The organism is Streptomyces sp. NPDC050433 (assembly GCF_044458565.1).
Taxonomy (GTDB): domain Bacteria; phylum Actinomycetota; class Actinomycetes; order Streptomycetales; family Streptomycetaceae; genus Streptomyces.
Window position 1 is genome coordinate 307,335 of record NZ_JBITIB010000002.1, and the last position, 24,976, is coordinate 332,310.

23 protein-coding genes and 1 pseudogene are annotated in these 24,976 nt (G+C 70.3%); 16 read left to right on the forward strand and 8 right to left on the reverse strand.

What is annotated here, in order from left to right:
* The first annotated feature begins 66 nt into the window (after positions 1-66).
* The 5 genes from ACIBLA_RS04150 to ACIBLA_RS04170 all read left to right on the forward strand — a co-directional run bounded on the left by ACIBLA_RS04150 (position 67) and on the right by ACIBLA_RS04170 (position 5,459).
* Complete coding sequence (locus ACIBLA_RS04150; protein ID WP_363245537.1) at positions 67-1,551, forward strand: aldehyde dehydrogenase family protein; 1,485 nt, start codon at positions 67-69, stop codon at positions 1,549-1,551.
* Positions 1,552-1,721: 170 nt separating this feature from the next.
* Positions 1,722-2,387 (forward strand): GntR family transcriptional regulator, encoded by a 666-nt coding sequence (locus tag ACIBLA_RS04155; protein ID WP_363245536.1) that lies wholly within the window; start codon positions 1,722-1,724, stop codon positions 2,385-2,387.
* A 256-nt stretch (positions 2,388-2,643) separates the two neighbouring features.
* Positions 2,644-4,488: a transketolase gene (locus tag ACIBLA_RS04160; RefSeq protein WP_363245535.1), complete on the forward strand. Its 1,845-nt coding sequence runs from the start codon at positions 2,644-2,646 to the stop codon at positions 4,486-4,488.
* Positions 4,489-4,628: 140 nt separating this feature from the next.
* Positions 4,629-4,907, forward strand: coding sequence for a DUF5133 domain-containing protein (locus tag ACIBLA_RS04165; RefSeq protein WP_363245534.1), 279 nt, complete (start codon positions 4,629-4,631; stop codon positions 4,905-4,907).
* 6 nt (positions 4,908-4,913) lie between these two features.
* On the forward strand, positions 4,914-5,459 hold the full coding sequence (locus ACIBLA_RS04170; RefSeq protein ID WP_363245533.1) for a ferritin-like domain-containing protein: 546 nt from the start codon (positions 4,914-4,916) through the stop codon (positions 5,457-5,459).
* Positions 5,460-5,597: 138 nt separating this feature from the next.
* Here the strand turns inward: ACIBLA_RS04170 and ACIBLA_RS04175 are convergent, their stop codons facing one another.
* Positions 5,598-6,218 carry an Hsp20/alpha crystallin family protein gene (locus ACIBLA_RS04175; protein WP_363244225.1) on the reverse strand — a complete coding sequence of 207 codons (621 nt, stop codon included), beginning with the start codon at positions 6,216-6,218 and terminating at the stop codon, positions 5,598-5,600.
* Between the two features lie 277 nt (positions 6,219-6,495).
* Between ACIBLA_RS04175 and ACIBLA_RS04180 the strand changes: the two genes are divergently transcribed.
* From ACIBLA_RS04180 to ACIBLA_RS04205, 6 genes and pseudogenes are all read left to right on the forward strand, one after another.
* Complete coding sequence (locus tag ACIBLA_RS04180) at positions 6,496-7,962, forward strand: PQQ-dependent sugar dehydrogenase (RefSeq protein ID WP_363244226.1); 1,467 nt, start codon at positions 6,496-6,498, stop codon at positions 7,960-7,962.
* Positions 7,952-8,893, forward strand: coding sequence for a LamG-like jellyroll fold domain-containing protein (locus ACIBLA_RS04185; RefSeq protein ID WP_363244227.1), 942 nt, complete (start codon positions 7,952-7,954; stop codon positions 8,891-8,893). The genes ACIBLA_RS04180 and ACIBLA_RS04185 overlap by 11 nt, the downstream gene beginning before the upstream one ends.
* Positions 8,894-8,948: 55 nt before the next feature.
* Positions 8,949-10,268: an NAD(P)/FAD-dependent oxidoreductase gene (locus ACIBLA_RS04190; RefSeq protein WP_363244228.1), complete on the forward strand. Its 1,320-nt coding sequence runs from the start codon at positions 8,949-8,951 to the stop codon at positions 10,266-10,268.
* A 3-nt stretch (positions 10,269-10,271) separates the two neighbouring features.
* Positions 10,272-10,574 (forward strand): 4a-hydroxytetrahydrobiopterin dehydratase, encoded by a 303-nt coding sequence (locus tag ACIBLA_RS04195; protein WP_363244229.1) that lies wholly within the window; start codon positions 10,272-10,274, stop codon positions 10,572-10,574.
* Positions 10,575-10,625: 51 nt separating this feature from the next.
* Positions 10,626-10,922: pseudogene (locus tag ACIBLA_RS04200) on the forward strand (helix-turn-helix transcriptional regulator); the annotation flags it as partial.
* A gap of 31 nt (positions 10,923-10,953) precedes the next feature.
* Positions 10,954-11,655 carry a hypothetical protein gene (locus ACIBLA_RS04205; protein WP_363244230.1) on the forward strand — a complete coding sequence of 234 codons (702 nt, stop codon included), beginning with the start codon at positions 10,954-10,956 and terminating at the stop codon, positions 11,653-11,655.
* Between the two features lie 25 nt (positions 11,656-11,680).
* On the opposite strand, the gene ACIBLA_RS04210 is transcribed toward ACIBLA_RS04205, so the two are convergent.
* The 3 genes from ACIBLA_RS04210 to ACIBLA_RS04220 form a co-directional block, all read right to left on the reverse strand.
* Entirely contained in the window at positions 11,681-12,520 is an 840-nt protein-coding gene (locus tag ACIBLA_RS04210; protein ID WP_363244231.1) for an aldo/keto reductase, read from the reverse strand.
* Between the two features lie 69 nt (positions 12,521-12,589).
* Complete coding sequence (locus ACIBLA_RS04215; protein ID WP_363244232.1) at positions 12,590-14,389, reverse strand: long-chain fatty acid--CoA ligase; 1,800 nt, start codon at positions 14,387-14,389, stop codon at positions 12,590-12,592.
* A 308-nt stretch (positions 14,390-14,697) separates the two neighbouring features.
* Entirely contained in the window at positions 14,698-15,618 is a 921-nt protein-coding gene (locus ACIBLA_RS04220) for a LysR substrate-binding domain-containing protein (protein WP_399197696.1), read from the reverse strand.
* Positions 15,619-15,778: 160 nt separating this feature from the next.
* Here ACIBLA_RS04220 and ACIBLA_RS04225 point away from each other — a divergent pair, with 160 nt between their 5' ends.
* Positions 15,779-16,894, forward strand: a complete 1,116-nt coding sequence (locus ACIBLA_RS04225) for a bile acid:sodium symporter family protein (RefSeq protein ID WP_399197697.1) — start codon at positions 15,779-15,781, stop codon at positions 16,892-16,894.
* Between the two features lie 59 nt (positions 16,895-16,953).
* On the opposite strand, the gene ACIBLA_RS04230 is transcribed toward ACIBLA_RS04225, so the two are convergent.
* Positions 16,954-17,853, reverse strand: a complete 900-nt coding sequence (locus ACIBLA_RS04230) for a LysR substrate-binding domain-containing protein (RefSeq protein WP_363244235.1) — start codon at positions 17,851-17,853, stop codon at positions 16,954-16,956.
* Between the two features lie 287 nt (positions 17,854-18,140).
* Here ACIBLA_RS04230 and ACIBLA_RS04235 point away from each other — a divergent pair, with 287 nt between their 5' ends.
* The 4 genes from ACIBLA_RS04235 to ACIBLA_RS04250 all read left to right on the forward strand — a co-directional run bounded on the left by ACIBLA_RS04235 (position 18,141) and on the right by ACIBLA_RS04250 (position 21,142).
* Positions 18,141-18,818, forward strand: a complete 678-nt coding sequence (locus tag ACIBLA_RS04235; RefSeq protein ID WP_399197698.1) for a CatB-related O-acetyltransferase — start codon at positions 18,141-18,143, stop codon at positions 18,816-18,818.
* The gene (locus ACIBLA_RS04240) at positions 18,815-19,747 is read left to right on the forward strand and encodes a virginiamycin B lyase (RefSeq protein ID WP_363244237.1); all 933 of its coding nucleotides are present in this window, start codon (positions 18,815-18,817) and stop codon (positions 19,745-19,747) included. The genes ACIBLA_RS04235 and ACIBLA_RS04240 overlap by 4 nt, the downstream gene beginning before the upstream one ends.
* The gene (locus tag ACIBLA_RS04245; protein WP_363244238.1) at positions 19,744-20,091 is read left to right on the forward strand and encodes a YciI family protein; all 348 of its coding nucleotides are present in this window, start codon (positions 19,744-19,746) and stop codon (positions 20,089-20,091) included. The genes ACIBLA_RS04240 and ACIBLA_RS04245 overlap by 4 nt, the downstream gene beginning before the upstream one ends.
* 115 nt (positions 20,092-20,206) lie before the next feature.
* On the forward strand, positions 20,207-21,142 hold the full coding sequence (locus tag ACIBLA_RS04250) for a GNAT family N-acetyltransferase (protein ID WP_363244239.1): 936 nt from the start codon (positions 20,207-20,209) through the stop codon (positions 21,140-21,142).
* A 133-nt stretch (positions 21,143-21,275) separates the two neighbouring features.
* Here ACIBLA_RS04250 and fdhD read toward each other — a convergent pair whose 3' ends face one another.
* The 3 genes from fdhD to ACIBLA_RS04265 all read right to left on the reverse strand — a co-directional run bounded on the left by fdhD (position 21,276) and on the right by ACIBLA_RS04265 (position 24,971).
* Positions 21,276-22,115, reverse strand: coding sequence for a formate dehydrogenase accessory sulfurtransferase FdhD (gene fdhD / locus ACIBLA_RS04255; protein WP_363244240.1), 840 nt, complete (start codon positions 22,113-22,115; stop codon positions 21,276-21,278).
* A gap of 61 nt (positions 22,116-22,176) precedes the next feature.
* The gene (locus tag ACIBLA_RS04260; RefSeq protein ID WP_399197699.1) at positions 22,177-23,034 is read right to left on the reverse strand and encodes a 2Fe-2S iron-sulfur cluster-binding protein; all 858 of its coding nucleotides are present in this window, start codon (positions 23,032-23,034) and stop codon (positions 22,177-22,179) included.
* Positions 23,031-24,971 carry an NAD(P)H-dependent oxidoreductase subunit E gene (locus ACIBLA_RS04265; RefSeq protein ID WP_399197700.1) on the reverse strand — a complete coding sequence of 647 codons (1,941 nt, stop codon included), beginning with the start codon at positions 24,969-24,971 and terminating at the stop codon, positions 23,031-23,033. The genes ACIBLA_RS04260 and ACIBLA_RS04265 overlap by 4 nt, the downstream gene beginning before the upstream one ends.
* Positions 24,972-24,976: the final 5 nt, after the last annotated feature.

A 24,976-nucleotide genomic window follows, 5' to 3' on the forward strand; every position in this document is an offset into this window, starting at 1 on the left:
CGAGTCCGGGACGGCGCGTGAGCACGATCACCAGCTGCCCGCCCGCCCCTTCACGAAGGTGACGTGATGACCGCCGCCGTCGGAGCCGCCGCCACGGTGGCTCCGGGGACGACGCCGTCGGACTGGCGGCCTCCCGCGGGCGCGTTCTGGTCGGGCGCCTGGCGCGACGGCCGGGCCTCCTTTCCCGTGTACGACCCGGAGGACGGCGCCCTGCTCGGGTACGTCGCGGACGCGACCGCCGAGGACATCGACACGGCCGTCACCCATGTGGCCGCCGCGGTGCACGAGGGGCCGCCCTGGCCCGCCTGGCGTCGGCGCGAGGCGCTGGGGGCCGCCGCCGCCCTGGTCCGGGAGCGCCGGGCGCTGCTGAGTGAGGTGATCTCGCGGGAAGGGTGCAAGACCGTACGGGAGGCGAGGGCCGAGGTGGACCGCGCCGCGGATACGCTCCGGCTCTCCGCGGAGCAGGCCGGACGGCTCACCGGCGAGACGCTGCCCTTCGACGACACGCCGCGCGGCCAGGGCCGACTCGGCTGGTACACCCGCGAACCGGTCGGTGTGGTCGCCGCCATCACCCCGTTCAACGACCCGCTCAATCTGGTCGCGCACAAACTGGGCCCCGCACTCGCGGCAGGCAACGGCGTCGTCCTGAAACCGGCCGAGGCGACCCCCTTCACGGCACTGGCCTTCGTCCGTGTCCTGCTGGACGCGGGCGTCCCCGCCGAACGCGTCGCGGTCGTGCCGGGGAAGGGCAGCACGGCAGGGCAGGCCCTGGTGAGCCATCCGCTGGTCGACCTGGTGTCCTTCACCGGAGGGCACCGTACGGGGAACGCGGTGGCGAGGGCCGCCGGGGCCAAGAAGACCCTGATGGAGCTGGGTGGCAACAACTGCGTGATCGTTCTCGCGGACGCCGATGTACGGCGTGCCGCCCAGGCCGTGGTGGCCGGCGCGTTCGGAGTGGCCGGGCAGAACTGTCTGTCCGTGCAGCGGGTCTTCGTCGCCGCGGAACTCGCCGAGCCGTTCACCGACGAAGTGGTGGCCGCGACCCGGCGGTTGAGGGTCGGCAGCAAACGCGATCCGCTGACGGACATCGGCCCGCTGATCGAGGAGCGGGAGGCGATCCGGGTGGCCGAGTGGGTCGCGGAGGCGAGGGCGGGCGGCGCCGAGATCCGGGCCGGCGGCCGGCGGGACGGCACGTACCACTGGCCGACGGTCCTCACCGGGGTGCCCGCGGACAGCCGTCTCATGACCGACGAGGTCTTCGGGCCCGTGCTGGCCGTCGAGGCCGTCGGGACGGTGGACGAGGCGGTCGCCCGCGCGAACAGCACCGAGTTCGGCTTGCAGGCCGGTGTCTTCACGGGCGGCTTCGACGCCGCGCTCGCGATCGCCGGACGGCTCCGGGTAGGAGCGGTGATGATCAACGACACCAGTGACTTCAGGATCGACGCCATGCCGTTCGGCGGACCCAAACGATCGGGCGTCGGCCGGGAGGGGGTGCGGTACGCGGTGGAAGCCATGACCGAACCCAAGATCGTCGCCGTGTACCGGGGCTGACTTTCCAGCCAGGTTGGGCGCCGATGGCGGAGTTCCGACCCTCACCGATGGCGGGCAGTGTATTGTAGACAATAGTCGAGCAGGGGTCGGTGCGAGCCGGCCCCTCCGGCCGTACAGCCGGGCCCACGCTCGTGCGAAGTCAAACGATCTTTTGCCCAGCGGGGAGAGCCGTGACCCAAGTGATTCAGGGACTTGTCCCGATCACCAGTCGCACCACGTCAAGCCTGATCATCGACCAGCTCAGGCAGCGCATCGTGGACGGCACGTTCCCGCCAGGGAGCCAGATGGCCGAGGCGCAGCTGGCGGTGACCTTCGGAATCAGCCGGGGTCCGGTGCGCGAGGCACTTCAGCGGCTGATCCAGGAGGGGTTGCTCCGCAACGTCAAGAACCGTGGTGTGTTCGTCGTCGAGCTGGGCCCCGAGGACATGGGCGACGTCTTTCTGACCCGGCGTCTGATCGAGCGCAAAGCGGCCACCCTGCTCTGGAGAAGCAAGGATGAGCGGATTCTGACCCGGCTGGAGAAGGCCGTCGACGAGCTGGCCGAAGCGCTTCCCGGCAAGGAGCTGTCCGACGTGGTGGCCCAGGACCTGGCGTTCCACGAGCTGTTGGTGGAATCGGCCGAGAGCCCGCGGCTCTCACGGATGTACGCGACGCTCGTCGCGGAGACCCGGATCTTCCTGACCGGCACGGTCGGCGGCACCCCGGTCGACCACTCCCTCGTCAAGGAACACCGTCAGCTGATCGACCTGCTGCGTACGGGGTCCGAGCGGCGGCTGCTCGCGGCGATCGACGGTCATCTCGACTCGGCGCTGCGTCATCTGATCATTCCCTCCTGACCGGGCGGGGCGCTCCGCGCTCCGTGGACGGTGACCGGGCCGGTGCGGAGTCCACCCCGCGGGCCCGGTGTTCTGCGAGCTTCTCTCCAGTGGGGCAATCTGGTGGATAAGGGGTAGAACCTGGCGTGACTCCCGCATGCCGCCGCCGGCGGACTTGCCTGGGTGTTCGGACACCCGGGCGCCCGAACACCAAGGGAAGTCCGCCGTCCCCCCGTCCGGCCGTACCCGGTCGTATCCCGTGAGGACGAGGAGTGACATGCGTAGCGAACTTCTGGCAGAACTGGCGCAGCAGCTCAGGGTCGACTCGGTCCGCGTCGCGGACCTGGCGGGCTCCGGACATCCGACCTCGTCGATGTCCGCCGCCGATCTCGGCGCCGTCCTGCTGGCCAACCACCTCACATACGACTTCGACCGGCCCGACCATCCGGGCAACGACCGGCTGGTCTTCTCCAAGGGCCACGCGTCGCCCCTGCTCTACTCCATGTATCTGGCGGCCGGTGCCATCGAGGAGTCGGAGTTCCGCACCTACCGCCGGGAAGGCAGCCGGCTCGAAGGCCACCCCACGCCCCGGCTTCCCTGGGTGGACGTCGCGACCGGATCGCTCGGGCAGGGCCTGCCGGTGGGCGTCGGGATGGCGCTCGCCGGGCAGCGGCTCGGCAAGGCCCCGTACCGGGTGTGGGTGCTCTGCGGCGACAGCGAGATGGCCGAGGGATCGGTCTGGGAGGCCGCCGAACACGCCGGATACCAGCATCTCGACTCGCTGACGCTGATCGTCGACGTGAACCGGCTCGGCCAGCGCGGCCCCACCCGCCACGGGCGTGACCTCGGCGCGTACGCCCGCAGGCTGCACGCCTTCGGCTGGCACACCATCGAGGTCGACGGCCATGACATCGAGGCCATCGAGGCGGCCTGCGAGGAGGCGCGCTCCACCCTTGGGGAGCCGACGGCGATCATCGCCGCCACCAAGAAGGGCCGGGGTGTCGCCTCCGTCGAGGACAAGGAGGGCATGCACGGCAAGCCCCTCCCGGACGCGGCGGGCGCCATCGAGGAGCTGGGCGGCCGGCGGTCCATGCGGGTCGAGGTGCGCAAGCCCACCTCGGCGGTGGCAGACGCCCGGCCCGAGGTCGGCCATCTGAACCTGCCGCGCTTCTCCGTGGGCGACGAGATCGCCACCCGTGACGCGTACGGGCAGGCCCTGACCGCGCTCGGTACCGCGCGCGGCGACATCGTGGCGCTCGACGGCGAGGTGGGTGACTCGACCCGTACCGAGTACTTCTCGAAGGAGCACCCGGAGCGGTACTTCGAGATGTACATCGCCGAGCAGCAGCTGGTGGCCGCCGCCGTCGGCATGCAGGCCTGCGGGCAGATCCCGTACGCGGCCACCTTCTCGGCCTTCCTGACCCGCGCCCATGACTTCCTTCGGATGGCCACGGTCAGCCGTGCGTCGATCAGCGTCGTCGGCTCGCACGCCGGTGTCTCCATCGGCCAGGACGGGCCCTCCCAGATGGGCCTGGAAGACCTCGCCATGTTCCGTGCCCTGCACGGCAGTACGGTGCTCCAGCCCTGCGACGCGAACCAGACGACCCGGCTCGTCGCCGCGATGGCCGAGCTGGAGGGCGTCAGCTATCTGCGCACGCTGCGCGGGAAGACGCCGGTCATCTACGGCCCCGACGAGCAGTTCCCGGTCGGCGGCAGCAAGGTGCTCCGTCACACGATCGACGACCGGATGACACTGATCGGCTCCGGGATCACCGTCCACCAGTGCCTCCAGGCGGCGGAGCTGCTGTCCGCCGAGGGCATCACGGTGCGGGTCATCGACATGTACTCGATCAAGCCGGCCGACGAGGTCACCCTCCAGGCCGCCGCCGCCGACACGGGCTGTCTGATCACGGTGGAGGACCACCACCCGCAGGGCGGACTGGGCGACGCCGTCGCCGAGGTCTTCTCCGACGGCCGCCCCGCGCCCCGGCTGGTGCGGCTCGGCGTACGGAACATGCCGGGGTCCGCGACCCCCGACGAGCAGCTGCGCGCCGCCGGTATCGACGCCGATTCGATCGCCGCCGCCGTGAAGCTCCTCACCGGAACGGCTGTGGTGCGCTGACAGGACGGCGGCGGAGCGGCGATCGCCGAACGCGTCCATTTGCGTACACCGGGTGATCGGCGCACTGTGGACGGACCGGACAACTGTGGGTTTTCCGCTGCCCGGTCAGCCGGGCCGACTTCGGGAATCGGGAGAAGAGCATGCTTCTGCCGGACAAGGCCGGGCTCGCCCAGCTGCTGCGCCGCTACCGGACCTGGGAGCAGCTGGTCCTGCAAGAGCCGCACAACCCGGTGCGACGGCGACGGCTGGACGACGTCGCGTACACCCTGTGCGTGCTGATGGGACACCGCACCGCCCAAGAGGCGATTCTCGCGGCGGAGTCGTATCTCGGCAGAGGTCCGCGGGTCGACCGGAAAGCGGAGGGCCAGGGAATTCTGCGGGCCCGTCGGCACAACAGCAGCAGGAAAGAAAGGATGTAAACGACCATGGCCGAATTCCTCACCGACATCGAGACGATTCGCGACCGCGCGCGCAGGGAGATCGAGAAGGGTCCGGTGACGGACGCCTACGGGGCGGATGTCGGGCGCGTCATCCAGGTGCTGAACGAGGCGCTGGCCACCGAGATCGTCTGCACCCTGCGCTACAAGAGGCACTACCACACGGCGACGGGACTCTATGCGGAGCCGGTCGCCGCGGAATTCCTGGAGCACGCGGGTGAGGAGGAGCAGCACGCGGAGAGGCTGGCGCAGCGGATCGTGCAGCTCGGCGGCGAGCCGGACTTCAATCCGGACACGCTGACCAAGCGCTCGCACGCGGAGTACGACGCGAGCATGGACCTGATCGAGATGATCAAGGAGGATCTGGTGGCCGAGCGGGTGGCCATCGCGGCGTACACGGAGATCGCGCAGTGGCTGGGCACCGGTGACCCCACCACGCGCCGGATCTTCGAGGACCTGCTCGCGCAGGAGGAGGAGCACGCGGACGACCTGCGGGGACTGCTGGACCGGCTGCCGGCCGCCGCGAAGTCCTGAGCCCCTGACGGGCCCCGCGAAACAGCACCGCCGCCGGCCGGCGGACACGCGAGTGTCCGCCGGCCGGCGGCGTCTCCGCGTCCGTCGGCGGTGGTGCCCGCCGTCCGTCGGCGGTTGTCAGCGGTGGTCGCGCGGGGGTCAGTTCCCCACGGTGCGGCGCTTGCGCGCGGCCCACGTGATGCCCGCACCGGCCACGAGTATGACGGCGGCGGCGGCCGCGATCAGCGGTGTCGTGCTGGAGGAACCCGTCTCGGCGAGGTCGTCACCGGCGGGGCTCGGCTGCGACGAGGGAACCTCGGCGGCAGGGCTCGACGTGCTCGGCTCGGGCGTCGCCTCGGTCGGCGTGGGCTCGGGCTCGTCCGTCGGCGGCGTCGTGGACGGCGTGGGCTCCGGCTCGTTGCCCTCGCAGACCGGCGCGGTCTTGGTCTCGTCGAGCGAACCGTCGTTGCCCGAACCGTCCTTCACCACGATGTGGAGCGTCAGTTTCTTGTCGTGCTCGGGCAGTTCGATCTTCCTGTGGAACTCCCCGCCGAACTTCTCGGTGGGCAGCAGGTCCTTGCCGTCGACCGTCAGGGTCACCGTGTTCTCTTTGTCGGCGGTGTAGTTGACGAGATCGACGCTCACCTCCGAGCAGGTCACGGCCCAGGCCGGGGTGTGCGCCACCGCCGGGGCGACGAAGAGACCGACACCGAGCGCACCCGCCGCCGCGACCGTCACGAGCGCCCCCGGGCGTCGCCACGATCTGTTGAATACAGTCACTGAATCCTCCGCGTTGACCGCGCCGTCCAGGATGACGGCGCGCGCGCACAGTACCGCCATTCGAGGCCGACTCCCCACGCACCCCTGGGGACTTGACCGTCTCATGGGGCGGTCGTGCCCGAAAACGATGCACGGGCCACATTGCTCGCTCCGGGCCTCTTGCCGCGCCGTTGTCTCGTTTGTAGCTTGGCGCGGACGCTTCGTTGGAAGCGCTTTCTATCCGGTTGAAAAGCCGTAGGTCCGTGCTGTAACCGTCCGAGCCGACGAGGTGAGCGGGATGAACAAGCCCGGAACAACAGGAAGAACAGCGAGAAAACGACTGGCCGTCGCGGCGGGGGTGCTGCTGATGACACTGCTCGTGCCACCCGCGTCCGCGCGTGAGGACGGGCCGATCGCCGATCCACTGCCCGATCCGACACTCTCCGAAATTGGCCTGGTTCTTGACGAGTTCTCGACGCTCCCCAAGTCGGCGCCGGTGCCTCCGCCGACCGACGACCGGCTCAAGCGCTGGGCCCGGATCAACTTCGTCGGTGAAGTCCCCGACGGATCGGGCCGGTTGTACGTCCCCGACCTCAACGGCAAGCTGCACCTGCTGGACAGCGCGGGCAAGCCCACCGAGTATCTGGACGTCGGTGCGGCCTTCGGCGCCGACTTCTGGTCCCACCAGGGCCTCGGCAGCGGGTTCGGATTCGTCGCGTTCCACCCCGAGTTCGCGGAGAACGGCCGCTTCTACACCGTCCACACCGAAGCCAGGGACGCGCTGAAGAAGCGCCCCGACCTGCCCTCCGGCGGAGTCACGGTCGTCCACAGCGTGGTCACGGAATGGACCGCCGACGACCCGGCCGCCGCTACGTTCAGCGGCAAGCGCCGCGAGGTGATGCGGCTGGGCTTCCAGAGCACCATCCACGACATCCAGGAGATCAACTTCAACCCCAACGCCCGCCCCGGAGACGAGGATTACGGGCTGCTCTACATCGCGGCCGGGGACGGCGGGGCGGGCTGGCGCAGTTCGGTGCCGCAGGATCTGTATGTCCCGCAGGGCAAGATCCTGCGCATCGATCCGCGCGGTCACAACGGCCCCGGCGGCAAGTACGGCATCCCGCCGTCCAACCCCTTCGTCCACCGGAAGTACGTGCTCGGCGAGATCTACGCGTACGGCTTCCGTGACCCGCACCGGTTCAGCTGGGACTCCGGGGGCAGCGGCCAGATGTTCGTCGGCAGCATCGGGGAGCACCGCATCGAGTCCGTGTACGACGTCAGGGCCGGCGACAACCTGGGCTGGAGCGACCGCGAGGGACCCTTCGAGTACCGCAAGGAGGGGAACCCGACCTGCGGTGTCTACCAACTCCCCGAGAACGACGAGCAGTACGGCTACACCTATCCGGTCGCGGCCTTCGACCACGTCCCGCCGCCGGAGACACCGTGCGCCGACAGCGGCAACGCGGTGATCGGCGGCTTCGTCTACCGGGGCGCGGAGATCCCCGAGTTGCGGGGCAAGTACGTCTACGGCGAGGGCGTCGGCGGCCGGATCTTCTACTCCGACGTGGCGGACATGCGCCGCGGCGGGCCGCTCGCCGAGGTCCACCAGTTCAAGGTCCTCGACGCGGCGGGCACGACGACCTCGATGGCGGCGCTGGCCGGGGACAAGAGGGTCGACCTGCGGTTCGGCACCGACCGCGCGGGTGAGCTGTACGTCCTGGCGAAGGCCAACGGCAAGATCTGGAAGGTGACCGATGCGCGCTGACACAGCGGGACGACGCAGACTCGCACTGACCCTGGCTCTGGCCACGACGCTGCTGGTCACGGCGTTCGCCCCGGCGGGTGAGCCGCAGCCGTCGCCGCGACACCTGCCGCGCCCCGTCGCCGCGTACGACTTCGAGCACCCCGTCCCCGGAGACCCGGCCCGCGAGCGGGACCGGGGCCGCTCGGGCACCACGCTCGAACTCGTCAACGGCGGCGAGCGGGCACGGGTGAGGGACGACGAGCGGCGCGGGCATGTCCTGCGTACCCGCCAGGTCTCGCCCGCGACCGCGAGCACCGACGACTGGAAGGCCGGCGTGTACGGCCCGCAGGGGGTGCCGACCCTGCGCGCCTTCAACGGAGCGCGGCAGACGACCGTCATGGGCTGGTTCAAGATGACCGCCGACAACCCCGCGCCGAACTCCAACACCCCCGACCCGGACGACCGTTACAACGCGATCGGCCTCGCCGGGATCCTCTCCGGCACCTCGCAGGGCCACGACGTACGCGCCCTGCTCGAACTCATCACGGTCAACGGGGAGATGAAGGTCGTGGCCCTCGGCCGCCGGGTGGACGGCGGGAGTTCGCAGACGTTCGCCGCCGACGCCGACTGGCGGCGGATCCTGCCGCCGGACACCTGGGTCTCCCTCGCCGCGACGTTCGACTTCGACACCGGCGCCATGGCGCTGTACCGCGACGGCCGCCCGCTGCCCGGCCGGTACGTCGTGCCCGGCGACCCGTGGGCGGTGGACGGACCGCCGGAGCCCGACGCGGCGTCGCCCACCGATCCGCGTGGCATCAAGATCGGCGGCAGTTATCCGCAGAACACCCAGGAGGGCAATCCCTGCGACTGCCGGATGGACGACCTGACGTTCTTCGACCGGGCGCTCACACCCACCGAGATCATGTCGCAGTACCGGCGCACGCGAGGATAATGGCGTAGGGGGCAACTGTCCGTACGACCCGATACGTAACCGTCCGGAGTCGAACGTGAGCCGTTCCCGCATCGTCGTCGTCGGAGCCGGATTCGCCGGCTTCGAGGCCGCCCGTACGCTCTCCCGGCGCGTACGGGACAAGGCCGAAATCGTCCTGCTCAACCCCACCGACTATTTCCTCTACCTTCCGCTCCTGCCCCAGGTCGCGGCCGGAGTCCTGGAGCCGCGCCGGGTGACCGTCTCCCTTCCCGGCTCGCTGCCGCGCGTACGCGTCGTACTCGGAGAGGCCGGGCACATCGACCTCAAGAAGCGGCTCGTGCGGTACACCGGCCCCGAGGGCGAGCGGGGCGAGCTGACCTACGACCGGCTCGTCCTCGCCGTCGGCAGCGTCAACAAACTGCTGCCGATCCCGGGCGTCGCCGAGTACGCGCACGGCTTCCGGGGCCTGCCCGAGGCCCTTTACCTGCGCGACCACGTCACCCGCCAGATCGAACTCGCCGCCGCCGGCGACCCCGCGAAAAGCGCGACGCGCACCACCTTCGTGGTGGTCGGCGCGGGCTACACCGGCACCGAGGTCGCCGCCCAGGGCAAGCTGTTCACCGACGCCCTGATCCGCAAGCAGCCCGGCTGGGGACACACCCTCGCCCCGCGCTGGCTGCTCATCGACATCGCGCCCAGGGTTCTGCCCGCGCTGGACCGCAGGCTCTCCGACACCGCCGACCGCGTCCTGCGCGGGCGCGGCGTCGACGTCCGCACCGGCACGTCCGTCCAGGAGGCCACCCCGAGGGGCGTCCAGCTGGACGACGGGGAATTCATCGAGACCCGGACCCTCGTCTGGTGCGTCGGCGTACGGCCCGACCCGCTGGTCGCCGAGGTCGGACTGCCCGTGGAGAAGGGCAGGCTGCTGGTCGACCCACAGCTGCGTGTACCCGGCCACCCCGAGGTCTTCGCGTGCGGCGACGCCGCCGCCGTACCCGATCTGACCAGGCCCGGACAGTGCACACCGATGACCGCGCAGCACGCGGCCCGTCAGGGCAAGGTCGCCGGCCGCAACGTCGCGGCGTCCCTCGGGTACGGGGACGGCGAGACGTACGTGCACCACGATCTCGGCTTCCTCGTCGACCTCGGCGGGGTCAAGGCGGCGGCCAACCCCCTCGGGGTACCGCTCTCCGGCGCGCTCGCCGGTGCCGTCACGCGCGGCTACCACCTGGCGGCCATGCCGGGGAACCGGGTGCGTGTCGCGGCGGACTGGCTGCTCGACGCCGTACAGACCCGGCAGTCCGTGCAGCTCGGGCTCGTACGCTCCTACACGGTGCCGCTCGACACCGCGTCTCCCGAACTGGCGAGGGTCCCCGGCGGGCCCCGTAAGGAGTGAGCCATGGCGAAGGAATCGCTGACACCGCAGGAGATCGAGGACCGGCTGGTGGCGCTGCCCGAGTGGTCCGTGGAGGACGGGAAGCTCACCCGGAGCTACCGGCTCGCCGACCACTTCGCCGCGACGGCGATGGTCGTGCACGTCGCGCGCATCCAGCAGGAGCTGAACCACCACTCCGATCTCACCCTCGGCTACAACACCGTCGACGTGGCGGTGAACTCCCACGACGTGGGCGGGATCACCGAGCGCGACTTCGATCTGGCCGCACGCGTCGAGGAGATCGCGCCCACACACGGCGCGAGCTGAGACGGAGGCGGTCGTCCCTGAGACCTGGACGCCGGTCACGGCACTAATCCGGCGGGTAAGTGCGGGGTCTCGCGCGCGGCGCCCGCCCGCCGTTTCACCGCGCTGGTGGGGGAGTCGCCGATGGCGTATCTCGCCGACTGGCGGCTCTCGCTGGCCGCCGACCGGTTGAGGCAGACGGACGCGACGGTCGAGTCGATCGCCCGGCAGGTCGGCTACGGTGGCTCGTTCGCGCTGAGCGTGGCGTTCAAGCGGGTACGGGGCATCAGCCCGCAGGAACACCGTGCGGGGAAACCGGAGTTGGTGACCGGGGGAAAACCCCAGGTGGTTTCCGGGTGCCGACCTGAGTGATCTGTCACCCGGCCGCTGGGACAGTTCGAGCATGAACCTGACCAGCTCAACGCGCCCCGCCCGTACCGGTATCGACACCGGCGTCCCCGCATCGCGGCCCGCGCCCGGCGGCCTGAGCACCCGCGCGCTCTTCGCGGCGGCGCCCGCGCTCTTCCTCGGCGGCTGGCTGCTGATGCGGCCGATCGACGGGCAGTCCGAACCCGGCGGCTGGTGGACCGCCGCACACGCGGTGTGGCTCGCGGGATTCGTCCTGTTCGCCGTCATGGGCCTGCGCTTCCGCCGTATAGCCGGAGCACGGACCACGGGGCAGCGGGTCGCGGTGACCGCGAGCGTCGTGATCGTCCTGTTCAGCTCGCTGGCGAACGTCGTCCAGCTCTCCATCGACCTCGTCGGCGGCTTCACCTCGGCCAACAGCGCCGAACTGAAAGACGCCTTCGCCGGGGTGAAGGACATCCCCGGCGCCGAGGCGGTCATCTACGGCATCGGCGCCCAGGTGGTCTTCGTCGGGCTGATCGTCTTCGCGGTCCTGGCCGCCGTCGTACGGCGCGGGACACCCGGATCGGCCGCGCTGGTGACCGCCGGAACCATGGTGATGGCCGTCGGCATGGGCTTCGGCCGCAACCACTGGACCGTGCCCGTCGGCATGGTCTGCCTCCTCGCGGGCCTGGCACTGCTCGGCCGCGAACTCGACGCCGCCGGGCACGGGACGGGACCGGTCCCGTCCCGCGCCTGATCCGGCCCGATCGACAAGGCACTCCCTAGTTGCCGAACGTGTCCGGGTCGTCTCCCAGCCGGGTGTCGGAGTCCAGCGCGGCCAGCGCCGCCAGGTCCTCGGCGTCCAGTTCGAAGCCGAACGGGTCGAAGTTCTCCTTGATCCGCGACGGCGTGACGGACTTCGGGATCGCCACGTTCCCGAGCTGAAGGTGCCAGCGCAGCACCGTCTGCGCGGCCGTCCTGCCGTGCTTGCGGGCGATCGCGAGCACCGTGGGGACCTCCAGGAGCCCCTTGCCGGAGCCCAGCGGTGACCAGGCCTCCGTCACGATGCCGTGCTCGGCGTGGACGGCACGCACCTCGGCCTGCTGGAACTGAGGGTGCAGCTCCACCTGGTTGACCGCGGGCACGACCGACGTCTCGTCCAGCAGCCGGCGCAGATGCGCCGGCTGGAAGTTGGAGACACCGATGGCCCTGGCCCGGCCGCTCTCCGCGATCTCCTCGAACGCGCGCCAGATCGTGAGGTAGTCGTCACGCGCGGCACGTGGCCAGTGGATCAGATACAGGTCGACGTGGTCGAGACCGAGCTTCGACAGTGACGTGTCGAACGCGCTCAGGACGCTGTCCCGCGTCCATGTCACCTTCCTGGAGTTCCACAACTTGGTGGTGACGAACAGTTCTTCGCGCGCGATCCCGGACGCGCCGATGGCCCTGCCCGTGCCCTCCTCGTTCCGGTAAATCGCTGCCGTGTCGATGCTGCGGTAGCCGACCTCCAGGGCCGTACTCACCGCCCGCGCCGCCTCGTCGTCGGGGACCTGCCAGACACCGAACCCCAGTTGGGGCATTTCGACGCCGTTGTTGAGGGTCAGGGAGGGGACCTTGCTCACGTGCGGTCGATCCTTATGTCGTCGGCTGATTCTCAGGGCCTCAACGAACGAGGGCGCGCAGGCATTCCGTCAGCGGTACAGCGCGTTCACCTCGACCGTGTACGCCGTCTCGATCGCCTTGCGCTTGAGCTTCAGCGACGGCGTCAGCAGCCCGTGCTCCTCGCTGAAGGGATGCGCCAGGATCCGGAACGTACGGATCGACTCGGCCTGCGACACCAGCGTGTTGGCCGCCACCACCGCGCGCCGGATCTCCATCTCCAGATCAGGGTCGCGCACCAGGTCCACCGGCCGCAGCGGCGGCTTGCCCTGCATCGAGAGCCAGTGGTCCACCGCCTCCTGGTCGACGGTCACCAGCGCCGCGATGTACGGGCGGTCGTTGCCGACCACGATGCACTGGGCGACCAGCGGATGGGCCCGTACGCGCTCCTCGAGACCGGCCGGCGACACGCTCTTGCCGCCCGACGTCACCAGGATCTCCTTCTTCCGCCCGGTGATGGTCAGATAGCCGTCCTCGTCGAGCGCGCCGAGGTCGCCCGTGGCGAGCCAGCCGTCGCGCAGGACGGCGTCGGTGGCCTTCGGGTCGTTCAGATAGCCGCCGAAGATGTGCGCGCCGTGCAGCCACACCTCGCCGTCCTTCGCGATGTGCACCGTGGTGCCGGGAATGGGCTGGCCGACCGTCCCGTACCGGGTGCGCTCCGGCGGGTTGGCCGTCGCCGCCGCGCTCGACTCCGTCAGGCCGTACCCCTCGAAGACCGTGACACCGGCGCCCTCGAAGAACAGGCCGAGCCGCCGGTCCATCCCCGAACCGCCCGACATCGCGTGCCGCACCCGGCCGCCCATGGCGGCGCGCACCTTCGAGTACACGGCCTTCTCGAAGAACTGGTGCTGGATCCGCAGCCCCGTCGACGGTCCTGGGCCGAGCCCGAACGCCTTGTGCTCCATGGCCTCCGCGTGCTTCACCGCCACCTCCACGGCCTTGTCGAAGGCCCCCGTCCTCCCCTCGCGCTCCGCCTTGCGGCGCGCGGCGTGGAAGATCTTCTCGAAGATGTACGGCACGGCCAGGATGAAGCTCGGCCGGAACGCGGCCAGATCCGGCAGGAGTTCGCTCGCCCGCATCACCGGCTGGTGGCCGAGCTTCACCCGTCCCCGGATCGCGGCGATCTCGACCATCCGGCCGAAGACGTGCGCCAGCGGCAGGAAGAGCAGCGTCGACGCCTCGTCGCCGCGCTTGGAGTGGAAGACCGGCTCCCAGCGGGAGATCATCGTGTCCGTCTCGAACATGAAGTTCGCGTGCGTGATGACGCAGCCCTTGGGGCGGCCGGTGGTGCCCGAGGTGTAGATGACCGTGGCCGTGGAGTCGGGTGTCACCGCCCGGCAGTGCCGGTGCACCACATCGTCGTCGATCTCGGCGCCCGCGCCCGTCAGTTCGGCGACGGCTCCGGCGTCCAGTTGCCACAGCCGCTTGAGGCGCGGGAGCCGGTCGATCACCGAGCCGACGGTCATCGCGTGGTCCTCGTGCTCGACCATGCACGCCGACACCTCGGCGTCGTACAGCATCCAGAAGACCTGCTCGGCGGAGGACGTCGGATAGACCGGCACAGACTGGGCGCCGATCGACCAGAGCGCGAAGTCGAAGACCGTCCACTCGTACCGGGTACGGGACATGATCGCGACCCGGTCACCGAACCGCACACCCTGCGCCAGCAGCCCCTTCGCCAGGGCCAGCACCTCGTCGCGGAATTCGGCCGAACTCACGTTCCGCCACAGACCGTCCGCGCCCTTGCGGCCGAGCGCGACACGGTCGGGATCATCCAGCGCATGATCGAATACGACATCCGCCAGCCCACCCGCATGGGGCGCGGACGCCATGGGACGGACAGTGAACTCGCGCAATGACCTGCTCCTTGTGGCGCTCCGCACGGCGCCGTGACGGTACCCCAAGGGGCAGTCCGGCGGCAGGGAGCGGACGGAAGTGGCGCCTTGCTGTATCGCTCCAGGTCAGAGCCCGGAAGAGAGTCCCGGAGAGGGGGTGGGGGCGGTCTTCTGACCGTAGAGTAAGTGCGCTTGGAGGGAATCTCCACCGAATCTGTACGGCGCGATTACGCCCCTCCGCTGGTGGTGAGGGGCTTGGCCTGTACCAGCGTCCCGGTCTGGCGTGTTCTCGTCGGTGCCGACCCTCACCGCGCGTCGGCGGGGCGGTGCAGCCGGTCGCCGCCGGCCAGGATCGCGTCGGCGAGCGCGTCCGCGGGACCGCGGTCCGACGCGCCCCCACGACGACCGCGTCCGTCCCGTCTTCCGTCCCGCCGTCCGTGCAGCAGGACGAAGTCCACACCGCCCAGCTCCGGCAGCCCCGCACGCGCCGGCACCGGCACCAGGCCCGGCGGGATCAGGCCACGGGCGTGCGCCATCACGCCGAGCCCCGCGCGGGCCGCCGCGATCAGCCCGTTCAGACTCGCGCTCGTACAGGCGATGCGCCACGCCCTGCCCTCTGCCGAAAGCGCCTCCAGCGCACGGGCACGGGTGATACCGGGCGCCGGGAACAGGATCAGCGGCACCGGGCGCTCGGGGTCGACCCGCACATGCGGGGCCCCGATCCAGGTCAGCGTGGACTGCCAGACCAGCTCGCCACGCGTGTCGTCGCCCCCGCGCTTGGCCAGCACCAGATCCAGCTCACCGGCCGCCAGCCGCTCGTGCAGCGTGCCGGACAGCTCGACGGTCAGTTCCAGATCGACCTCGGGGTGATCCGTACGGAACGACTCCAGGATCTCGGGCAGCCGCGTCAGGACGAAGTCCTCGGAGGCACCGAAGCGGAGCCTGCCGCGCAGCCGGGTCCCGGAGAAGTACGCCGCAGCCCGCTCGTGGGCCGCCAGGATCGTACGGGCGAAGCCCAGCATGGCCTCGCCGTCCTCCGTCAGCTCCACGCTGTGCGTGTCCCGGGTGAACAGCTGCCGGTCACCGGCCGCGGCCTCCAGCCGTCGTACGTGCTGGCTGACCGTCGACTGCCGCACCCCCAGCCGCCGCGCGGCCTGGGTGAAGCTGAGGGTCTGCGCCACGGCCAGGAAGGTGCGGAGCTGTGCGGGGTCGTACACGTCGTACATGCGGAACAGGGTAGTCCGCCGTCATCGTGGAACGTGATGACAGTCAGAGCCGTATACGGGATTCCCGATCAAGCTCGGAACCTGGACGATGGAGAGCGCGCGATCCGTCCCGAACACGGACATGATCAGTAACGCGTCCGAGCAAGAGCCAGTGGAGCACATGAACCGCCGCCGTACCTCGTCCCCCTCCCCGTCTCCCCGTCCGCGCTCGTCCCGGCGCATGCCGTCCTGGCCGCGCGTCGACCCGTACATCCTCGCCCTCCTCGGCACCGTCGCCCTCGCGGCACTGCTGCCCGCCTCCGGCACCGCGGCGGACGTCGCCGGCGGGGCGTCGACCGGCGCCGTCGCGCTTCTTTTCTTCCTCTACGGCGCCCGGCTCTCGACCCGCGAGGCGCTGGACGGACTCAAGAGCTGGCGGCTCCATCTGACCGTCCTGGCCTGCACGTTCCTGGTCTTCCCGCTGCTGGGACTGGCCGCGCGAGGCCTCGTGCCCTTCGTCCTGACACCGGAGCTGTACAGCGGGCTGCTCTTCCTGTGCCTGGTGCCCTCGACGATCCAGTCGTCCATCGCGTACACGTCCATCGCACGCGGCAACGTGGCGGCGGCGATCTGCGCCGGGTCCTTCTCCAGCATCGCGGGCATCGTGGCGACACCCCTGCTCGCCGCCCTCCTGCTCGGCGGCGGCGCGAACGGCTTCTCGCCCGACTCGCTCCTGCGGATCGTGGCGCAGCTGCTGCTGCCTTTCGTCGCCGGCCAGTTGCTGCGCCGCTGGGTCGCCGGCTTCCTCACCCGGCACCGCACGCTGCTTGGCCGGGTGGACCGCGGATCGATCCTGCTGGTCGTCTACACGGCCTTCAGCCAGGGCATGGTCGCGGGCGTCTGGCACCAGGTGACTCCGGGGCGGCTCGGAGCGCTGTTCGCGGTCGAGGTGGTGCTGCTCGCGGCGATGCTGACGATCAGCTGGTACGGGGCGCGGCGGCTGGGCTTCGACCGGGCGGACCGGGTGGCGATCCAGTTCGCCGGGTCGAAGAAGAGCCTCGCGGCCGGACTGCCGATGGCGAGCGTGCTGTTCGGCGCGCAGGCCAGCCTGGCGGTCATGCCGCTGATGCTGTTCCACATGCTGCAACTGGTGGTCTGCGCGCTGCTGGCCAAACGCCGCTCCCGCGACCCCCTCCCGGATGAGCCACATGAACCCCAGTCCGTTGAGCCACGACCGGTTGAACGCCGGCCCATGTCTGAGCCCCGGCCCACGTCTCCGGCGAGTGAACCGAGATAGCGATCTACGACTGGAGTCCCAGGCAGGCTCACTTGGCCACGCACCCGCGGTCACGCGGATTACATGGTCATTCTGGTTGCGTCCCCGCAGTCCGTCGCCGCCTCGGCGAGTGCGCGTACCAGTGGGTTCGCGCTGTTGGTGCGCCAGATCAGGGCCCACTGGACGGGCGGGGCATCGTGGAGGGGAAGGAAGGCGACGTCGGGCTGCGCGTTGTAGCGCCGTCCCTCGTCGGGGACCGTGCACACCACGTCGCCTGCCGCGACGAGGGCAAGGATCTCGTAGAACGTCGAGACGGCCGGGCCGCGGCGGACGGGGCGTCCGGCCGGTGTGCGGGCCGGCAGGACGGCGCTCTCCCAGTAGGCGGGAAGAGGGCCGTTCAGGCGCGGCACGATGTGGTCACCGAGCACCTCCACGCTCACCGACTCCTGCCGGGCGAGCGGGTGGTCGGTGGCCACCATCAAGTGGAGCGGTTCCTCGCGCAGCACCACCCCGACGGTCAGGTCCGGCTCGCGAACGGGCAGCCACGTGGTCACCGCGTCGACCTCACCGGCCCGCAAGGCTCCGAACGGATCGCTGAAGAACACCTCTTTGAACCGGAGTCCGACGGACGGGTGCCCGGCCCGGAAATGGGTCAGGACCGGGCGCATGTCATGCATCTGTGCACCCATGACCCCCAGCGTCAGCGTGCCGGACGGATGGCGGGCGATGGTGGTCACCTCGGCTATGGCTTCCTGGATGCCCTCGTATGCCGGCTTAAGCCGCTGGAGCAGCACCTCTCCGACAGGGGTCATCCGCACGTGGCGGCTGGTCCGCTCGAAGAGCTGAGCGCCGATGACGCGTTCCTGCTTCTTGATCGCCTGGCTGACACGGGCTGGGGAGACATGCAGGCGTTCGGCGCTGCGGCCGAAGTGGAGTTCCTCCGCGAGTATCAGGAAGATCTCTATGTCCCGCAGTTCCATTCCGCCCCTGCTCCCTCATGCCCCCGCATTCATGAACCTCTGGGTTAACGACCATAACAAGATCGGCCGTTGTTCCCAGGTTGCTCGCTCCGCATGCTGGGTGCCGAGCCGGTCAGCCCCCCACAGGTGACAGCATGAACCGGCACAAGACAGCAGGATCGGCTCGCTCGATCCAGCCGACGGCCCCCAAAACCCGGACCGCGCGGAAGTCGCGTACCTCACCGGTCCTGGGCCTCACGCCCCGGGCCCCGGCCGCCGCGCACGAACCCCCACGGAGCGATTCCCACGTGACATCCGACCCGAGAGCCGCCCGGACACCTGACCCGGCCTCGCTCCACCCACTGCCTGCCCACGAGCGGGTCGTCTTCCTCAAGCCACTGGTCGCCGGAACCAACGTCGTGGCAGGTGACTTCACCTACTACGACGACCCCGACGGCGCGACCGACTTCGTGCAGCGCAATGTGCTCTACGCCTACGGTCCGGAACGGCTGATCATCGGCAAGTACTGCGCGATCGCCACGGGCACTCGATTCCTGATGGCGGGCGCCGACCACCCGTCGATGGGGGTGTCCACCTTCCCTTTCACCATGTTCGGTGGGGAGTGGGCCGAGCAGACCCTCGACATCGTCACCGGCATGCCCAGCCGCGGGGACACGGTGGTCGGCAACGACGTGTGGTTCGGATACGGAGCCACCGTGATGCCGGGAATACGGATCGGCGACGGTGCCGTGATCGCGGCCGGCGCGATGGTCACCGCCGATGTGCCGCCGTACACCATCGTGGGCGGGAACCCGGCCAGAACAATCAGACAGCGCTTCGACGACAACGACATCGAACGGCTCGTGCGCGCCGCCTGGTGGGACTGGCCCGTCGAGCTGGTGACCGCGCACGCGCGCACCATCATGGCCGGTTCCCCGCAGGACATCGAACGCATCGCCGCCGCCGAAGGTCTGGAGCAGCAGTGACGACGCGGACCGTCGAAGAGTACGCGGTGTCCGGTCGCGACAGCGGCCCGTACGCGATAACCACCGGATCGGACGGCGCGCTGTGGTTCACCATGGTGCACAGCGGCCAGATCGGCCGACTCGTCCCGGGACAGAAGCCGACCAGCCATCAGCTCGCCACGGACAGCGGTCCGACGGTCATCACCACCGGGCCGGACGGCGCCCTGTGGTTCACCCAGTACCGGGCGCACCGAATCGGCAGGATCACGACGGCCGGCCACATGACGGAGTTCGCGCTGCCGACCGCGCGGTGCGGTCCCTTCGGTATCGCCGCGGGCCCGGACGGCGCGCTGTGGTTCACCGAAACCGCCGCCGACCGCATCGGCCGCCTCACCACCGACGGATCGGTCACGGAGTACCCGCTGCCGTGCACCGGCGCGTTCCCCTCCGCGATCGCCGCGGACGGGGAGGCAATGTGGTTCACGATGAACCAGGCCAACGCCATCGGCCGCATCGGCATGGACGGCCGCATCACGATCCACGAGCTTCCCACCGAGGCCGCCGCCCCGGTGGGTATCGCCGCGAGCCATGACGGTGGCGTCTGGTTCACCGAGATCGCCGCCGGTCAGATCGGTCGCAGGGCGCCCGACGGCCGGATCACCGAGTACCCGCTGCCCGACCGCTCGGCCCGGCCGCACGCCGTCACCACCGACACCGACGGTACCGCGTGGTTCACCGAGTGGGCCGGCAACCGCGTCGGCTCGATCACCTCCGACGGCACGGTCACCGCCCACGACCTGCCCACCCCGGCCTCCGAACCGCACGGGATCACGGTGGGCCCGGACGGCGCCCTGTGGACGGCCCTGGAGACAGGCGCACTGGCCCGTATCCCACCCACCACCAGAACCAACATCACCACCAGGAACACCGAACAGGAGAATGGCTCATGAAATACGCCCTCGTGATCTTCGAGACGCAGGCGTCACGCGCCCGGATCCAGGCCGACCGCGATGCCTACCGCAATGCGTACGAGACGTGGATCGGCGAGCTCGCGGCAGCGGGCAAGCTGGCGGGCGGCGACGCCCTCGACACCGAGCACCAGGGCCCTGTCACCGTGCGCAAGACGGCGGACGGATCCGCAGCGGTGACCGAGGGACCGGTGCACAGCGGGGAGGAGACCCTCGGCGGCTGGTTCGTGCTGGAGGTGGCCGACCACGCCGAGGCCATCGAGCTGGCCCGCGGCTTCCCCACCCCGGAGGCGCTCGAAATCCGCCCGGTCCTCGAATCGGCCTGAGCGGCAGATGGCCCGCGCCGCCATCTGCCCGGACATCCGGCGCGCCTGACCGGCACGTCCTGCCGGGTCCCGAGCGCTGTACCCCTTCACAGGAGTTGACTTGACACTGACATCGGTGAGTTACCGACCTCTGACCGGCCCCGAGGAGATCGAACTCTTCTGCCGGCTCTCCTACGTCCTGGACCACGAACTGACCGACGACTTCGCCAACGGATGCCGCCGCCCCGAGTGGACCTGGGTGGCCCTGGACGGCGACCGCCTCCTCGCCCGGCTCGCCTGGTGGACAACCCCGGGCGGTGACATCCCGCTGCAGTTCGACTTCTTCGACATCGACGACACGCTGCCCACAGCCGACCGCGACGAGATCGGCCGGCGACTGTTCGAGACAGCGACGGCGGCCGTCTTCCCTGCGGGCGCCAAACTGCCGGAGTACGGTCGTTTCGTCCCGCCCGACTGGCGTGAGGACCCCGCAGCCCGCGAGGTGGTCGAGTCCCGCACGCGCCTGCTGGAGAGCACGGGCGCACGGCTGCTGGTCGAGCGGCTGCGGCTGCAATGGACCCCGTCGTCCCTGCTCCCGGAGTCCAAGGGGCGTCTCGTCTTCCGCCCGGTCGCCGACCGCGAGGACCTCCTCGCCCTGATGACCCCGGTCATGGAGGGCACCCTCGACGCCCACGGCCAGGCGGACCTGGCATCCGGACTGACCTCGCGCGAGGCGGCGGAACGGCACTACGACGGAGAGTTCGCCAGGTTCAAGAGCCCGCACGAATGGTGGCGCATCGCTGAACTGCCCGACGGCGGCGGCCCGGTGGGCTTCGTGATCCCGGCCCGCAACAGCTACCACCCGATCATCGCGTACATCGGTGTCCTGCCCGCACACCGCGGCAACGGCTACATCGACGAAATCCTCGCCGAGGGCACCCGTATCCTGGCCGCCGAGGGCGTCGACCGGATCAGGGCATCGACGGACCTCGGCAACGTCCCCATGGCAAAAGCCTTTGCCCGAGCCGGATACGTCAACTTCGAACGCTCCCTCAATCTGGTCTGGGACTGACCCCACCTGCCGAGCCGCTGGTCAGAGGCGAACCGAGCCCCAAAAAAGTAAAGCAGGCAAGACCCGGCCGGCGCAGGGGGCGCTCCCCGCCGGCCGGGTCCCTATCCCGTGTATCCCGTGCGGCGGCAGCGCGTCACACCTCGCTGTGGAGGGCGATGCGGTCGTCGCCGGCATACACGTTCATGGAGGGGCCGCGGAGGAAGCCGACGAGCGTCAGCCCGGCCTCCGCGGCGAGGTCGACGGCGAGCGACGACGGTGCCGAGACCGCCGCCAGGACCGGGATTCCGGCCATCACCGCCTTCTGGGCCAGCTCGAAGGACGCCCGCCCCGACACCAGCAGGATCACCCGTGACAGTGGCAGCAGACCTTGCTGGAGCGCCCGTCCGACGAGCTTGTCGACGGCGTTGTGGCGGCCCACGTCCTCCCGGATGTCGAGCAGTTCACCGTCCTCGGAGAACAGGGCCGCCGCGTGCAGACCCCCGGTCCGGTCGAAGACCTGCTGTGCTGCCCGCAGCCGGTCGGGGAGGCCGGAGAGCACAGCAGGTTCGACCCGGACCGGGGGAGTGTCGGAGATCGGGAAGCGGGCCGTGGTGCGAACGGCGTCGAGGCTGGCCTTGCCGCACAGGCCGCACGAGGACGTGGTGTAGACGTTGCGCTCCAGCGTGATGTCCGGCATCGGGACGCCGGGCGCGAGCTGGACGTCCACCACGTTGTACGTGTTGCTGCCGTCGTCCGTCGCCCCGGCGCAGTACACGATCGAGCGGACGTCCTCGGCCGAGCCGAGGACGCCCTCGCTGACCAGGAATCCGGCGGCGAGCGCGAAGTCGTCGCCGGGGGTGCGCATGGTGATGGCGAGCGGCTTGCCGTTCAGCCTGATCTCCATGGGCTCCTCGGCGACCAGGGTGTCGGGGCGGGTGGTGACGGCACCGTCCCTGATGCGGATGGTGCGGCGGCGCTCGGTGACCCGTCCCATGGTGATCCTCCCTGTTCGCTGTTTCCTGTTCGCTGGTCCCTGGCTTGCCGGACCGCCGGCTCTATCGCTGCTGCGCGTGCTGGTATCCGAAGCGGCCCTTGATGCACAGGTTGCCGTGGGTCACCGGGTTGTCGTGCGGTGAGGTGACCTTGACGATCTCATTCTCCTGCACGTGCAGAGTGAGGTTGCAGCCCACTCCGCAGTACGCGCAGACCGTCGTGGTCTCCGTCTGCGCCGACTCGTCCCAGGTCCCGGCCGCGCGCATGTCGAACTCCGACTTGAAGCTGAGCGCGCCGGTCGGGCAGACCTCGATGCAGTTGCCGCAGTAGACGCACGCCGATTCGGGGAGCGCCACGGCGTGCTCGGTGGAGATCCTGGCGTCGAAGCCGCGCCCGGCGACGGAGATGGCGAAGGTGTTCTGCCACTGGTCGCCGCACGCGTCGACGCACTTGTAGCAGAGGATGCATTTGTCGAGGTCCCGGACGTAGAGATCGTTGTCGATCTTCGGCGTCTCGTTGACCCGTGCGGCGTCGGGCCCGAAGCGGTCGGGCTTCGCCTCGTACTCCTTGATCCACTCGGCCGCGCGGGGCGTGGTGGAGAGGTCGGTGGACGAGGCGAGCAGTTCGAGGACCACCTTGCGGCTGGTCCGGGCACGCTCGGAGTCCGTCTTCACCTCCATGCCGGCCTCGGCTCGGCGTGAGCACGCCGGGGCGAGCGTACGGGCGCCCTCGACCTCCACGACGCAGACCCGGCACGCGTTCTTCGGCGTGAGCGTGTCGCCCTCGCAGAGCGTCGGGATGTCCTTGCCCGCCGCCCGGCAGGCGTCCAGGATGGTGGAGCCCTCGGGGACTCGGGTGGGCTCGCCGTCGAGTGTGAACTCAAGCAGACGGCGCGGCAGTTGGAGCGGTACAACGGTCACTTGAAAGCCCCCAGACGGTCGATGGCGGACTCGACGGCGTTCCACGCGGTCTGTCCCAGACCGCAGATGGAGGCGTCGCGCATGGTCTGTCCGACCTCGCGCAGAAGCGCGATGTCGTCGGACGCCGCGGCGCCCGTGCGGTCCTTGAGGCGGTGCAGCGCCTCCTCCTGGCGGACGGTGCCGACCCGGCAGGGCACGCACTGTCCGCAGGACTCGTCGCGGAAGAACTCGGCGATGCGCAGCAGCGTCCGGGGCAGGCCGACGGTGTCGTCCATGACCAGGATCACGCCGGAGCCGAGGGTGGTCCCGGCGGCCCTGGTCCCCTCGAAGGTGAGCGGGATGTCCCGCTCGTCGGGCCTTACGAAACCGCCCGCCGCGCCGCCGAGCAGGATCGCCCTGATCTCGGTCGGCGTGCCCGCGAGGTCCAGCAGATCACCGAGGGTGGCGCCGAACGGCAGCTCGTAGATGCCGGGCCGCTCGACATTGCCCGAGACGCAGAACAGCTTGGGCCCGGTGGAGTTCCCGGTGCCGATCGCCGCGTACGCCTCGGCGCCCATCGTCAGGATGGGCAGCACGTTGATCAGCGTCTCGACGTTGTTGGCGGCGGTCGGCTTGCCGAACAGCCCCTTCTCCACCGGGAACGGCGGCTTGGAGCGCGGTTCGCCGCGGAAGCCCTCGATCGAGTTGAAGAGGGCCGTCTCCTCGCCGCAGATGTACGCGCCGGCGCCCCGGCGGATCTCGATGTCGAAGGCGTACCCCTGGCCGAGGACGTCGTCACCGAGGAATCCGCGCAGCCGCGCCTGGGTGAGGGCGTTCTCAAGACGGTGCAGTGCGCGCGGGTACTCGCCGCGCAGATAGAGGTAGCCGACATGGGCGCCGGTGGCGTAACCGGCGATCGTCATGGCCTCGATCAGGGCGAACGGGTCGCCCTCCATGATCACCCGGTCCTTGAAGGTGCCGGGCTCCGACTCGTCGGCGTTGCAGACCAGATAGTGCGGCCGGTCGGGCTGCGAGGCGGTGGCCTGCCACTTGCGCCCGGTGGGGAAGGCCGCGCCGCCGCGGCCGAGCAGTCCGGAGTCGGTGACCTCCCGGATCACTTCCGCCGGTCCGATGTCGAACGCCCGCCGCAGGGCGCTGTATCCGCCGTGCGTCCGGTAGTCGTCGATGCTGTACGGGTCGACGACGCCGACCCGGCGCAGCAGTATCAGGCCCTCCTGCCCGGCCTGCGGTACGGCCATGGCGGCGGACGGTTCGCCGGGGGCGTCCTCCGGGGCCGCGGCGGCGTCGACCAGCGCGTCGACGGTGGCCGGCGCGATGACGGCGAACGCCTGCCGCCGGGGGGCGGGTTCGGCGGACGAGCCGTTGGCGGACGCCCACGCCGCCGTACCGGCGTCCCTGAGCCGGGGGTCCCGGTGGGCGGGCACGGTGTCGGACGGGGTGCCCGCCTGCAACACCAGTGCCGCTGGGGCCCGTTCGCACAGGCCCAGGCACGGGCTCGACTGCCAGACGACACCGTCCGCCGCCGAGCCCGCCGCGCCGATCCGCTCCTCCAGGTCCGCGCAGAGCTTCGCGGACCCGTTCCCCGCGCACGCCAGGTCGGTGCAGACGTGCAGCACCTTGGCGGGCCGGGGCTTGACGGCGAACATCGAGTAGAACGTGGCCACGCCGTACGCCTCCGCCGGCGGCACCGTGAGCCGCCGGCAGAGGTAGGCGAGCGCGCCCTCGCTGATCCAGCCGACGCGGTCGTTGACGGCGTGCAGCCCCGGCAACAGCAGGTCGCGCCGTTCGCGTGCCTCGCGACCACCGCGGGCCCAGCGCAGATCCGTGTCCGAGCGGTCCGCCGCGCCTTCCCACGCCGACGTCGCGGGGCCCAGCAGCGAGTCGACCGCCGCCCGTTCCTCGTCCGTCGGTTCGCTGTCACCGAAGTGCAGGTCCACTGATT